The organism is Streptomyces sp. NPDC086519 (assembly GCF_040686075.1).
GTDB lineage: Bacteria > Actinomycetota > Actinomycetes > Streptomycetales > Streptomycetaceae > Streptomyces > Streptomyces shenzhenensis.
Window position 1 is genome coordinate 16,470 of record NZ_JBFBJL010000022.1, and the last position, 12,864, is coordinate 29,333.

12 protein-coding genes and 1 pseudogene are annotated in these 12,864 nt (G+C 71.1%); 11 read left to right on the top strand and 2 right to left on the bottom strand.

The genetic code is table 11. The annotated features are described in order from the left end of the window. Nucleotides 1-44 precede the first annotated feature (44 nt). Nucleotides 45-722: pseudogene (locus AB0P24_RS21780) on the bottom strand (GNAT family N-acetyltransferase); the annotation flags it as partial. Nucleotides 723-1,031: 309 nt separating this feature from the next. On the opposite strand from AB0P24_RS21780, the gene AB0P24_RS21785 reads away from it, so the two are divergent. From AB0P24_RS21785 to AB0P24_RS21810, 6 genes are all read left to right on the top strand, one after another. Beyond that, the gene (locus AB0P24_RS21785; protein WP_365796366.1) at nt 1,032-2,123 is read left to right on the top strand and encodes a substrate-binding domain-containing protein; all 1,092 of its coding nucleotides are present in this window, start codon (nt 1,032-1,034) and stop codon (nt 2,121-2,123) included. Between the two features lie 65 nt (nt 2,124-2,188). After that, complete coding sequence (locus AB0P24_RS21790) at nt 2,189-3,277, top strand: mandelate racemase/muconate lactonizing enzyme family protein (protein ID WP_365796368.1); 1,089 nt, start codon at nt 2,189-2,191, stop codon at nt 3,275-3,277. Further along, on the top strand, nt 3,274-4,338 hold the full coding sequence (locus AB0P24_RS21795; protein WP_365796370.1) for an ABC transporter permease: 1,065 nt from the start codon (nt 3,274-3,276) through the stop codon (nt 4,336-4,338). The genes AB0P24_RS21790 and AB0P24_RS21795 overlap by 4 nt, the downstream gene beginning before the upstream one ends. Continuing rightward, complete coding sequence (locus AB0P24_RS21800; protein ID WP_365796372.1) at nt 4,335-5,357, top strand: ABC transporter permease; 1,023 nt, start codon at nt 4,335-4,337, stop codon at nt 5,355-5,357. The genes AB0P24_RS21795 and AB0P24_RS21800 overlap by 4 nt, the downstream gene beginning before the upstream one ends. After that, nucleotides 5,354-6,877, top strand: a complete 1,524-nt coding sequence (locus tag AB0P24_RS21805) for a sugar ABC transporter ATP-binding protein (protein ID WP_365796374.1) — start codon at nt 5,354-5,356, stop codon at nt 6,875-6,877. The genes AB0P24_RS21800 and AB0P24_RS21805 overlap by 4 nt, the downstream gene beginning before the upstream one ends. Further along, the gene (locus tag AB0P24_RS21810; protein ID WP_365796376.1) at nt 6,874-7,197 is read left to right on the top strand and encodes an L-rhamnose mutarotase; all 324 of its coding nucleotides are present in this window, start codon (nt 6,874-6,876) and stop codon (nt 7,195-7,197) included. Before AB0P24_RS21805 ends, AB0P24_RS21810 begins: the two co-directional genes overlap by 4 nt. Here the strand turns inward: AB0P24_RS21810 and AB0P24_RS21815 are convergent. Beyond that, on the bottom strand, nt 7,187-7,939 hold the full coding sequence (locus tag AB0P24_RS21815) for a GntR family transcriptional regulator (protein WP_365796378.1): 753 nt from the start codon (nt 7,937-7,939) through the stop codon (nt 7,187-7,189). The two genes, AB0P24_RS21810 and AB0P24_RS21815, sit on opposite strands and share 11 nt — an antisense overlap. 181 nt (nt 7,940-8,120) lie before the next feature. On the opposite strand from AB0P24_RS21815, the gene AB0P24_RS21820 reads away from it, so the two are divergent. The 5 genes from AB0P24_RS21820 to AB0P24_RS21840 all read left to right on the top strand — a co-directional run bounded on the left by AB0P24_RS21820 (nt 8,121) and on the right by AB0P24_RS21840 (nt 12,827). Beyond that, complete coding sequence (locus AB0P24_RS21820; protein ID WP_365796380.1) at nt 8,121-8,864, top strand: DUF2071 domain-containing protein; 744 nt, start codon at nt 8,121-8,123, stop codon at nt 8,862-8,864. 115 nt (nt 8,865-8,979) lie between these two features. Continuing rightward, nucleotides 8,980-10,194, top strand: a complete 1,215-nt coding sequence (locus AB0P24_RS21825; protein WP_365796382.1) for a carbohydrate-binding protein — start codon at nt 8,980-8,982, stop codon at nt 10,192-10,194. Between the two features lie 127 nt (nt 10,195-10,321). Then, complete coding sequence (locus tag AB0P24_RS21830) at nt 10,322-11,098, top strand: polysaccharide lyase family 7 protein (RefSeq protein ID WP_365796384.1); 777 nt, start codon at nt 10,322-10,324, stop codon at nt 11,096-11,098. Between the two features lie 361 nt (nt 11,099-11,459). After that, nucleotides 11,460-11,972: a helix-turn-helix domain-containing protein gene (locus tag AB0P24_RS21835; protein ID WP_365796386.1), complete on the top strand. Its 513-nt coding sequence runs from the start codon at nt 11,460-11,462 to the stop codon at nt 11,970-11,972. 9 nt (nt 11,973-11,981) lie between these two features. After that, the gene (locus tag AB0P24_RS21840) at nt 11,982-12,827 is read left to right on the top strand and encodes an MBL fold metallo-hydrolase (RefSeq protein WP_365796388.1); all 846 of its coding nucleotides are present in this window, start codon (nt 11,982-11,984) and stop codon (nt 12,825-12,827) included. Nucleotides 12,828-12,864 lie beyond the last annotated feature (37 nt).

Here is a 12,864-nt window from a genome sequence, read left to right on the forward strand (position 1 = left end):
TCGCCCCGTCCGGGGGCGGATGGGGCAGATGGGGCGGATGGGTCTCACCCCTTGCGCAGGCCGTCCGCCCGGCGGGCCGCGCGCAGCGTGCCGACGGTCTTGAGCAGCCGGTCCGCCGGGTCGCGCAGCCGCGGACGGGCGAGGACGGTGTTGCGCAGCCCGCGGACCGGCCGGCGCCACAGGCGGTGCGCCGCGGCCACCGGGTGGCGCGGGTGGCGAAACCCTCACCCACCTGCGGCTCGCGGGTCCTGAGCCAGTCCTTGTAGTCCTTGTCGCCGCGCCCCAGGTCGACGAGGGTGACTCCGCCCCGCGCCGCGGCCTCCGCAGTACGCAGATGCATCATCAACCCCGCTGAGCAGTAGTGCAGTTCGGGGTCGTAGGCGGTGAACCAGGCGGCGAGTACGGCGCCCGAACGCGGGCCGGAGTGCGCGGCCACCGGCCGGTCGCCGGCGCAGAGCACGAAACGGTCCATGCGTCCGGTCCGCCGGTACCGGGCGGACTTCCAGCGCATCAGGGTGCGCGGCGCCGCGGGGTCGCGCTCGTCGAACTCGAAGCGCAGGGCTCCGATGTCGCGGCCGAGGCGCCGTTCCTTCTCCAGGGTGGTCTTCGCCAGGCCCGGGGAGGTGGTGCGCAGCCACTCGGGGCACCCGCCAATCGCTGGGCTTCACGTCGATCACCGGCGAGGCGAAGGTGCCGGTGACATGGCTGGGACCGCCGGGACGACAGGGCGTTACCGCAGGTAGCAAGCGACGAGAGCGGCGACCGGAGTCGCGCGTGCTCAGATCGCGGCCGAACCACCGGGCGGGCGGGCCGAGTCGAGCGGAAGCGGGAGTAGTCGGAGGACGCCGGGTGCCTTCACGCGGCCCCACCCAGATTTCCTATACGATTCTTCGACACCTTGGCGATCCCGGATTCGTCGGCCATGGAATCACCCCTGATAGAAACGGTTCCTGCCGTAGGTCTTGACGCGCATCTCCCCCTGACCCACGATCTCCGCATCGTTTTCCTATCTGATCCCGCAGGGGTGGGAGATGCGCTTCCCGACCAGATCCGTCCTGTCCGGGGTTCTCACGGCGACGCTGCTCGCCACGGGAACCGCGGCCTGCACCTACCGCAACGCACCCGCTCCCGCCACCGGGCAGGCCCCGACGGCCGGACACGCCGGCGCCGGCGCCGACCTGGCCGACGGGTCGGGGACCAAGGTGGCCCTCGTGCCCGGCGGCGCCCATCCGTACTTCCAGCCGTGGAAGACGGCCGGGGCCGCCGCGAAGAAGGCCTACGGCCTCGGGGACGTCGCCTTCGACGAGACGGCCGAGTGGGACCAGCAGAAGCAGAACAACCTGCTGTCCACGCTCGCGGCCCGCGGCTACAACGCCTTCGGCGTGTTCGGCGTCTCCCCCACCGACATCAACACCACCTTCGCCGATCTCACGTCGCAGGGCTTCCCGGTGGCCTCCCTGGGCTCCTGCCCGGCCGGGAACACGGACAAGGCCGACTTCTGTCTCTCCACCGACGTCGAACTCGCCGCCTACAAGGCCGCGAAGGCCGCCATCGAGGCCATGGGCGGCAAGGGCACCCTGGTCCATCTGACCGGCAACAACGTGGACGCCAACACCCAGTTGCGGATCAAGGGCGTGTCCCGGGCCGTCAGGGAGTCCGGCGGCAAGGTGCGGCTCCTTCAGACCGTCACCGACATCGACACGGACCTGCAGACCGCGCAGAAGGCCGTGTCCGACCTGATGGCGGCCAAGGGCGGCCAGATCACGGGCATCGTCGCCACCGCCTACAACCCGGCCGTCGCCGCGGCCGACGCCGTCAAGTCGGCCGGCTCGAAGGCGAAGGTCATCGCCATCGACGACGACGCCAAGATCCTCAGCGGCATCCGGCAGGGCACGGTCACCGCCACCGTCGTACAGAACCCCGTCGGCCAGGCCGAGATCGGCGTCTGGGCGCTCGCGCTGCTCCAGACGAAGCAGTGCGCCATGCGCGACCCCGGAGTGAAGGTCGACTCGGGTTCGTTCGTCGTCACCAGGGCGAACGTCGCCGGCTACGACCAGGCCCGGCAGGCGAAGACCAGGCAGCTGAAGACCGAGTTCGCCGACAAGTACCTCTCGTGCGGCTGACCGCCCGAACGAGCCCCGAAGCAGCCCGAAAGAGCAAGAAAGAGCCAGAAGGAGAACGGACATCGATGAGCATCATCACGACCGCGACCGCCCGGCTGGCCGACATCGCCGTCGAGACGGACCGCACCGACGCGGTGCAGTCCTTCGTCAAACAGGAGACGGTCCTGGTCGACCTGGCGACGGCGGACGGTCTCACGGGCACCGGCTACGCCTACACCATCGGCACCGGCGGCACCTCCGTGCTGGCCCTGCTCCGCGACCATCTGCTCCCGGCCCTGGCCGGGCAGGACGCCCGCAACATCGAGGCGCTGTGGCAAAGGCTGTTCGCGCTGACCCGGGCCACCACCACCGGCGCCATCACCTCCCTCGCCCTGGCCGCCGTGGACACCGCCCTGTGGGACGTGCGCTGCAAGCGGGCCGGCGAACCGCTGTGGCGGCTGGCCGGCGGACACCGCCGTGAGGTGCCGGTCTACGACACCGAGGGCGGCTGGCTCCATCTGGGCACCGAGGAACTGGTGAAGGGCGCCCTGCGGGCCCAGGAGGCGGGCTGGGCGGGCGTCAAGATCAAGGTGGGCAAGCCGCATCCGGCCGAGGACGCGGAGCGGCTGCGCGCGGTGCGGGAAGCGGTCGGTCCCTCGCTGCACGTCATGACCGACGCCAACCAGTCCCAGACGGCGTCCTCGGTGCTGCGGCTCGCGGCCGCGCTGGAGCCGTACGACCCGTACTGGCTGGAGGAGCCGCTGCCCGCGGACGACCTCAGCGGCCACGCCCGGCTCGCGCGGGCGACCCGGATCCCCGTGGCGGTCGGCGAGTCCATGTACTCCCTCATGCAGTTCCGCAGCTGTCTGGAGGCCGGGGCCGCGTCCGTGGTGCAGGTCGACGCGGCCCGGATCGGGGGAATCACCCCGTGGCTGAAGGTCGCGCACCTGGCGGAGAGCCACAACGTGATGGTCTGCCCGCACTTCCTGATGGAACTGCACGTCAGCCTCGCCGCCGCGGTGCCCAACGGGAGCTTCGTCGAGTACATCCCGCAGCTGCGGGCCGTGACCCGGACCGAGCTGGCCATCCGCGACGGCCTGGCCGTGGCCCCGGACGTGCCGGGCATCGGCATCGACTGGGACCTGGACGCGCTCGACGACCGGAGGGTGGCATGACGACCTCCGTCAGTCCACCGGACACCGTCCCGAAGGAGCGGACAGCCGGCCACCGGATGCCGTTCTGGGTCAACCAGCGGCTCGGCCTGCTGGTGCTGGTCCTCGCGCTGAGCGTCCTGTTCGGCGTGCTGCGCCCCGCCTTCCTCGACCAGCGCCTGGTGCTCTTCCCGCTGCTGCGGGACGTGGCCACGCTGACCGTGGTGGCGCTCGCCCAGATGGCCGCCCTCTCGGTGGGGCACATGAACCTCGCGGTCGGGCGGATGGCGGCCTTCGGCGCCATGTTCGCGGGCATCGGCTACGACAAACTCCATCTGCCCATGCAGGCGGGCCTGTTGCTGTGCCTGGCGGCCGGCGCGGCGATCGGCGCGGTCACCGGCTGGCTGATCGCCCGTACCGGGGTGAGCTCCTTCGTCGTCACGCTGGCGATGGACTTCGCCCTGCTGGGCCTGGTCTCCCTCATGTACTCCGCGCTCACCGAGGACGCCGCCTTCACCACCCGCCCGGCCGGCATCGACGCCCTGCGGTCCTATTCGCTGGCCGACATCTGTGCGGGCCCGGTCTGCGGCTCGCCGGCCGTCCCGCAGCTGGCCCAGTTCACCGTGCTCGCCATGCTCGGCCTCGGCTTCCTGTACGGCTGTACCCGCGTCGGCAGGGAACTGCTGCTGACCGGGGCGAACCCGGCCGCCGCCGAGCTGTCCGGCATCCCCACCGGACGCCGGGTGCTGCTCGCGCACACCCTCTCCGGGCTGCTCGCGGCCCTCGCCGGGTTCATGGCCGCCGCCGGGACGGGCACGTTCCGTGCCTCCATCGGCGACGACTTCATGCTGCCGTCCTTCCTGGGCGCGGTGCTCGGCGGCACCCTGCTCACCGGCGGGGTGGTGTCCGTGCTGGGCACGCTGCTCGGCACCGCGCTGGTCGGTGTGATCCGCAAGGGGCTCGACCTGCTCGGCGTCGGCCTGGAAAGCCTCAACATCTACCTCGGCTGCATCCTGCTGCTGGCCCTGTCGGCCGACCGGATCCGCACCGTGGTCTCCTATCGCAAGGTGGTGCGCTCCACATGAGCATGATGCCCGATCGGCAGAGCCGGGCCGCCGCGGTGCTGCGCCGGTTCTCGCGTACGACGACGGCCATGCTGCTGCTGGTCGTCGTGGCAGGGGCGGTGGCGCTGGAGGTGGCGTCCTCGGGCTCCTTCTTCGAGGGCTCCTCGGTAAGGGTCTTCCTGCAGTACCTCGCCACGCCCGTCCTCATCGGCCTGGCCCAGATGGTGGCGCTGTGCGTGGGCCAGCTCAATCTCGCGGTCGGCGCCCTGGGCGGCTTCACCGCCTGTCTGACCGGGGTCCTGATGGCCGATCACGGGGTGCCCGCCGTGGTCGCGGTCGTGGCGGGGCTGGTGACGGCGACGGCCGTCGGCCTGGTGACCGGTCTCGCCATCGTGGCCACGCGGATCAACGGCTTCATCGTCACCCTGGCCACGATGACGATCCTGCTGGGCGCGCAGTACCGGCTCGTCGGCACCCGGACCGTCGACGGCTACTCCGCCACACTGCGCGACCTGGGCACGGCCGCACCGCTGGACATCCCGCTCGTCTTCGTCACGGCGATCGGCGCGGCGGTCCTGCTGGGCGCCGTCATGTACCGCACGGTCGCGGGCCGGCGGCTGCTCGCCGCCGGTGGCAACCCGCTGGCCGCCCGGCTGTCGGGGATCTCCACCGACCGGCAGATCGTGGCCGCGCACACGCTGTCCGGGCTGCTGGTAGGGGTGGCCGCCGTGACCGCGACCGCCTCGCTGCCCGGCGTCAACCGCAGCGTCGGCGGCGACTGGCTGCTGCCCAGCTTCGCCGCTCCCATCATCGGCGGGGTCGCGCTGACCGGCGGGTCCGTCGCGGTGTTCGGGACCGTGCTGGCGGCGTTCGTGACCCGGCTCATCGACGCGGCACGCGCCCAGTTCTCGCTGGACCCGAGCTGGGTGAACCTGCTGATCGGGCTGGTCGTCCTCGGCACGGTCGCCGGCGGGCACCTGCACCAGACGCGGCTCGCGAAGACCACCACGCCGTCACCGCAGCCGGGAGGTGCGCGGTGAGCACGGTCCTTCTCGAATGCCACGACCTCGTGAAGGTCTTCCCCGGTGTCCGTGCCCTGGACGGCGTGGGGCTGCGGCTGACCGCCGGCAGTGTGCACGCGCTCCTCGGCGAGAACGGCGCCGGCAAGTCCACCCTCATCAAGGTCCTGACCGGGGTGCACTCCCCCGACGGCGGCACCCTCACCTGGTGCGGCGAACCGGTGCGGCTGCGCTCGCCGCTGGAGGCGGCCCGGACCGGCATCGGCGTCGTCCACCAGGAACGCAACCTCATCCCCGGCTTCTCGGTGGCCGAGAACATCACCCTGCAGAGGCCGCCCGCGCGCCGTGGCCTGGTCGACTACGCGGCGATGACCGAACCGGCCGCGGCCTGTCTCGCGGAGCTGGGCGTCGACCTCGACCCGGACCGGCCGGTGCGCGAACTGTCGGTCGCCCAGCAGCAGTTGGTGGAGATCGCCAAAGCCCTCCACACCGAGAGCCGGGTGCTGCTCCTGGACGAGCCCACCGCCTCCCTCTCCCCGGAGGAGACGGACCGCCTGTTCGAGGTGGTCCGACGGCTCGCCGGGCGCGGCGCCTGCGTGGTCTTCGTCAGTCACAAACTGGAGGAGGTCTTCGCCCTCTGCGACACCGTCACCGTGCTGCGCGACGGCAGGTCGGTGCTGGCGTCGGCGCCGCTGGCCGACCACTCCCACGACGACATCGTGAGCCTGATGGTGGGCCGCGCGCACACGGCGGCCGGGATGCGCCCGCGCACGGTCGACCGGTCCGCGAAGCCGGTCCTGGAACTGGACGGCGTCGCCACGGCCGGCGGGCACCGGGACATCAGCCTCGCGGTGCGGCCCGGGGAGATCGTCGGCCTGTACGGGCTGGTGGGCGCCGGGCGCAGCGAGCTGGTCAAGGCGGTGCTCGGCCTCGACCGCGTCACCGCCGGGGAGGTCCGGGTGCACGGCAGTCCGGCCCGGATCAGCTCGCCCCGCCAGGCCCTGCACGAGTTCGGCATCGGGTACGTGACGGAGAACCGCAAGGAGGAGGGTGTCTTCCTGGAGCAGCCGATCGTCCGCAACATCACGGTGACGGTGTGGCGGAGGCTGGCCAAGGCGCTCGGGTTCGTCCCGGCGAACGAGGAGCGCGCGGTCGCCCAGGACCTCGTCGACCGGCTCGGCATCCGGATCACCGGGCTCGCGCAGCACGCCGGTGAGCTCTCCGGCGGCAACCAGCAGAAGGTGAGCCTCGCCAAGTGGCTGGCCGCCGACACCAGGTTGCTGGTGATCGACGAACCGACGGTGGGCGTCGACGTCCGTACCAAACGCGCCTTCCACGAACTCATCTGGGGCCTGGCCCACGACGGCCTGCCCATCCTGCTGATCAGCAGCGACCTCGCGGAGATGGTCACCCTCGCCGACCGGATCGTCGTCATGACCGGCCACCGCGTCCGCGGCGAGGTCGACAACGACCGGGACTACGACCGGATGAGCGGCAGGATCATCCGCCTGATCCACGACCGCGACGCGGTGCGCTCGTGAGGCGGGTGGCCCAGGTCATCGCCGTACTCCCGGAAAAGCTGGACGAGTACCGGGAGTTGCACCGCGAGGTGCCGGAGCCGGTCCTGGACCGGCTCCGGCGCTGCCGTGTCGCCAACTATTCGATCCACCTCCTCGGCGACCGGCTGTTCGCCTACTTCGAGTACCACGGCGACGACCTGGCGGCCGACCTGGCGCTGATGGCCGCCGACGAGGCGACCCGGGAGTGGTGGCGGCACACCGCGCCCTGTCAGGCGCCGGTTGCGGAGGCGGCCCCGGGTGAGTGGTGGGCCACGGCGGAGCAGGTGTTCCTCATGGAGTAGCCGACTCGCCGACGTCGCTGTCGTCGCTGTCGTCGCTGTCTTGGAGCTGGCGCTCCATGCTGCGGGTGAGGTGCTCGGTCATCGCCTCGGCCGCCCGCTCGGGGTTGCGGCGCAGCACGGCCCGGACGATCCGCTCGTGCTCGGCGACGGTCGGGCCGCCGGCGCCCACCATGTTGCTGAGCCGGAAGATGTGCAGGTGGGCGTGGAGGCGCTGCACGGCGTCGGCCAGCAGCGGCCGGTGCGCGGCCTGTCCGATCGCCTCGTGGAAGCGCTGGTCGAGGGCGGCGAAGTCGCGGTAGGACGCGTACCGCCCGTTGGGGCTGGGCTCGTCCTGCATCTCCTCGACGATCCGTTCCAGACCGTCGAGCTGCTCCTCGGTGGCGTGGGCGGCGGCCAGCGCGGCGGCCCTCGGCTCCAGCAGCAGCCGCATCTCGAAGAGTTCCGCGAGGCCCTGACGGGTCAGCAGCTCCGTGGCCCGGTACCCGGACAGGGCTCGCTTGACCACCAGTCCGTCGGACTCCAGCCGCGCCAGCGCCTCCCGGACCGGGGTGGGGGACACGCTGAGGGTCCGGGAGAGCGCGTCGATGCCGACGCGGGCGCCGGGGGCGATCTCGTGGTCCATGACCATCGCCTTGATGCTCTCGTACACGCTGTCCGACAGCGCCTGCCGAACGGGCGGCGGCTCGCCGGGCCCGTCGCCGTCGCCCGGGACGTCGGCCGCGGAAGAGCTGTGCGGCGGCATCCCGGCTCCTCCTTCTCAAGGCCTGCGTGTCGCCCACAGTTTACCCGTGTTACCGGGCCGAGCGGCGCGGAAGTCCTGATCAGCGGGCCGTGGCCGGCGAAGCGCACCCGGCGGGACGGGCAGCACCCACTCTCGTGGAACACTCCCGCCGACTCGTACTGGCGTGCTATCAACCTGTGTCATGGAGATCGCGGCGACCGAGGCCATAACCCCGTCCACCCCGCGGCCGGTGCGCCGGCCGACGATGGTCCAGGGGTGGTACGACCTGACCTTCGTGCACTGGCCGGTGGAGCCGGAGCGGGTGGCGGGGCTGCTGCCCGCCGGCACCCGGCCGGACACCCTGGACGGGATCACCTACGTCGGCCTGGTGCCGTTCCTGATGCGGGGCACCGGGTTCGGGCCGGGGCCGGGACTGCCGTATCTGGGCACCTTCTGCGAGACGAACGTGCGGCTGTACTCGGTGGACGGGCACGGCCGGCGCGGGGTGGTGTTCAGGTCCCTGGACTCCGCCCGGCTGCTCCCGGCGCTGGTGGGCCGGTACGGGTTCCGGCTGCCGTACATCTGGTCCGCGATGCGGCTGCGCCGCGAGGGCGACGCGATCACCTACACCTGCCGGCGGCGGCGCCCGGCGGCCGCGAGCCGGGCGGTCGTGCGGACCGGGCCGCCGATCGCCGAACCCTCACCGCTGGAGCACTTCCTGACCGCGCGCTGGGGGCTGCACGTGACCTGGCACGGCCGAACCGCGTACCTGCCGAACGAGCATGCGCCCTGGCCGCTGCATCGGGCCGAACTCCTGCACTTGGACGACGGGCTGGTCGAGGCGGCGGGCCTGCCGGCGCCGTCCGGGCCACCGGTCAGCGTGCTCTGGTCGCCGGGCGTGAAGGTGCGGTTCGGGACACCGGACCTGCTTCGCCCCGCCAGGTAAAGAAACCATATGGTCTAGTCCAAAGTGCACTTTGGTCCAGTCCAATTCATTGACGTGACCGCGACACCTCTGGAAGCTGGGACCCACCCCACCTCCCCGGCCCCTGGAGGCACCAGTGAGACCCCTTCGCGCATGTCTGGGCGCGGCCGCCGCCGTCACCCTCGCCGCCGCCGGCACCACCGCGCTGGTCACGAGCGACGCCTCGGGTGCGACGACCGCCCTGAGCAACCGGTGGTACGCGGCGGCCCCGTACCTGATGCCGCTGGACAACAACCCGCCGAACGCGGCCACCATCATGGACGCCACCGGCCTCAAGGCCTTCCAGTTGGCGTTCGTCCTGGCCCCCGACGGCGGCGGCTGCTCCCCCACCTGGGGCGGCACGGCCGCGGTCTCCTCGGACACCGCCGTCCAGTCGGTGATCGACACGATCCGCGCCAAGGGCGGTGACGTCTCCGTCTCCATCGGCGGCTACGGCGGCACCAAGCTGGGGCAGACCTGCGCGGACGCGGCCTCCACCGCCGCGGCCTACCAGCAGGTCGTCACCAAGTACGGGCTGCACGCGATCGACTTCGACCTGGAGGAGCCGGAGTACGAGAACACCGCGGCGATCAAGAACGAGATCGGCGCCGCGAAGATCCTCCAGCAGAACAACCCGGGGCTGTACGTCTCGGTCACCACGCCCGGCACGGCCGACGGGACCGGCTGGTTCGGCAAGCAGATGCTGCTGGAGGCGAAGTCACAGGGGTTCACGCCGAACAACTTCTCCATCATGCCCTTCGACGGCGGTTTCAGCGGAGCGGCCTCGCAGACCAGCGCGCTCACCAACTTCAACTCGATCCTGCAGTCCACCTTCGGCTGGGACCAGGCGACCGCCTACGCCCACGAGGGCTTCTCCGGGATGAACGGCCGCAGCGACACCGGCGAGTACTTCACCCAGGCCGACTTCCAGACCGTGCTCGACTACGCGACGAGCCACAACATGGACCGCTTCACGTTCTGGTCCCTGAACCGCGACCGTCAGTGCAGCCCGGTCGACAACAACGGCACCACGTCCGGGACCTGCTCCAGCGTGGCGCAGGGCGACTGGGACTTCGCCAAGTACGCGGTGGAGTTCGCCGGGGTCACCCCGCCGACCACCACCCCCACCCCCACTCCGACGCCCACCCCGACCCCCACCTCCTGCAAGACCGCCTGGAGTTCGACGGCGGTGTACACGGCCGGGAACGAGGTCTCGTACAACAGCCACAACTGGAAGGCCAAGTGGTGGACCCAGAACGAGGTGCCCGGCGCCTCCGAGTGGGGCCCCTGGCAGGACGAGGGCGCCTGCTGAACCCCTTGACGGGATTGGTTCGGACCTTTAGCTTCACGGGTCATCGACGGTTAAGGATGCGTCCGGAGTTCACATGGGTGAACCTCAGTGGACTCCGGGCGCAGCCTTCTGACGAAAGGCCCCCCACATGAACCGTTCCCGGCTGCTCGCGGCGCCGACCGCCGCGGGCCTCGCCCTCGCCCTCGCCCTCCTGCTCGGCGGCAGCGCGGAGGCGGCGGACCCGAACGTCGCGCCCGGCGGCAACTTCGACCTGTCCGTATGGCAGCTCCAGGAGCCGGTCGGCTCCCCCGGCTCGCCGACCACCATCCCCTCGTCCCGCCTCCAGGGCGCGAACGGCTACCAGGACGCGTACTTCTACACCGACACCCGCGACGGCGCGATGACCTTCTGGGCACCCGAGAAGGGGGTCACCACCCCCAACTCCAACTACGCCCGCTCCGAGCTGCGCGAGATGAACCGGGACGGCAGCGCCGCCAACTGGTCGCTGAGCGGCAGCCACAGGATGAGCGCGACCCTGCGGGTGGTCTCGGTGACCAAGAACGTGTGCGTGGGCCAGATCCACCTCGGCACCGGCGGCTCGTCCACCAAGCCGCTGCTGGAGCTGTACTACCACTCGGGCGGCGACATCGTGCTGGGCACCGAGAACTCCCCGGACGGCGGCCAGACCACGCACAGCGTGGGCCATGTACCGGTCGGCAAGACCTGGACGTACACCATCGCCGTCTCCGGCGGGAACACCATCGACCTGACCGTCAACGGCACCACCACCCACTACGCCATTCCGTCCTCCTTCAACCAGTACAAGCAGTACTTCAAGGCGGGCTCGTACAACCAGTCGTCCTCCGACAGCACGACCAACGGCGCCCGGGTCGCGTTCTACGGCCTGACCGTCAAGCACGGCTGAGTTCGCCCGGTCCACCGCGGCGGGACCGCCGTTCCGCCGCGCGCCGGGGAGGCCATCCGCGCCGCGGCCGGACCACGGGAGGCCGCCATCGGTGAGCACAGCCACCAGAACCCGCGCGGTGGCCGATCTCGACCGGGGGCGGACCACCGCGGCCTCGCCGGCAGCCGCAGCCTCGCCGGCAGCCGCGCCCGGGCCGAAGTCCGCCTCCCCGGGCAGGCTCCCCACCGGCCCGCGCGTCTCCCTTGCGGTGGCGTCCGAGTTCCGATCGGACACCACCGCAAGGGAAGAAACCCGACCCTGGATTCAAAATTTGACGCCAGAACCTGTGTTCATTTTTCAGAGTCAGTGTAGGGTGAAAGCCATGGACGCCATGTCACTGCCGGCGAATCAGAACTGCTCCATCGCGCGCACGCTGACCGTGCTGGGTCAGAAGTGGAACCTGCTGCTGCTTCGCGAGGCCTTCCTCGGGCGCACCCGTTTCGCGGAGTTCCAGCGCATCGGCATCCCGAACGCGACCCTCGGCCAGCGCCTGAACGACCTCGTGTGCGCGGGGCTCATGGAGCGTGTGACGTATCAGGAGGAAGGGGAACGCAGCCGCGAGGAGTACCTCCTCACGGAGGCTGGCCGCGACGTGCTGCCGGTTCTGGCGGCCCTCAGCGCGTGGGGGGACCGGCACCGCCCGCAGGAGACGGGACAGGGCGTCCTCTACGCGACCGGCGGGGAACGGCCGGTTCACCTCGAATTCCGTGACGATCACGGCGAGTTGGTCGACCAGGACGCCGTCTCGATCATCCGAGGCCCGGCCTACTACGCCGCCCTCGCCGCCGCCGGCCGGTCATCCGACCGCGCCCGCAGCAACGACCGTGTCAGTTAGGAACGCACCATGCCTGCCCACAGCCCGCTCGCCTACGACGTCTTCGTCGCCGACCCGATCGCGCAGAACGTCACCGATCCGGTCCCCAACGGGGACCGGCGGATGTTCTCACCCCTGTCGGTCACTCTCATCCACGGAGAACAGGACGCCGTCCTGGTCGACCCGCCACTGACCTCCGCGCAGGCCGAGGCGGTCGGGGACTGGGCAGAGGCCACCGGCAAGAACCTGACCCACATTTTCGCCACCCACGGCCACGGTGACCACTGGTTCACCGCCGGCGTCCTGGCGGAACGTTTCGGCGCGCAGGTCGTCGCCTCCGAGGGCACGATCGCGGAGATGCGCCGCAATGTCTCCATCCGCCCGCACTTCTGGGACAAGCTCTTCCCCGGACAGATTCCGGACGCCCCCGTCACCGCCGTCACCGTCCCCGGCAACCGGCTCACCCTCGAAGGGCACGACCTGATCATCGTGGAGGTGGGCCACAGCGACACCGACGAAACGAGCGTCCTGCACGTCCCCGACCTCGAACTCGTCGTGGCCGGCGACGTCATCTACAACGGTGTGCACCAGTACCTCGCCGAATCCCGGGACGGCGGCCGCGACGCCTGGCGCGAGGCCATCACCGTCGTCGAAGGCCTGCGGCCGCGCCGGATCGTGACCGGCCACAAGAACAAGGAACTCGACGACGACGCCGCCCGCGCCATCGCCGAGACCCGGCTCTACCTCGACACCGCCGACGAACTCCTCGGCAAGCACGAAGACGCGCTCGGCTTCTTCCACGCCATGCTGGAACGCTTCCCCGAACGCCTGAACCCGGGCGCGCTGTGGGGCGGAGCCGTCGCACTGTACGCGTAGTCCCGCACCGGAACCGGCACGGCGAGACGCACCACCC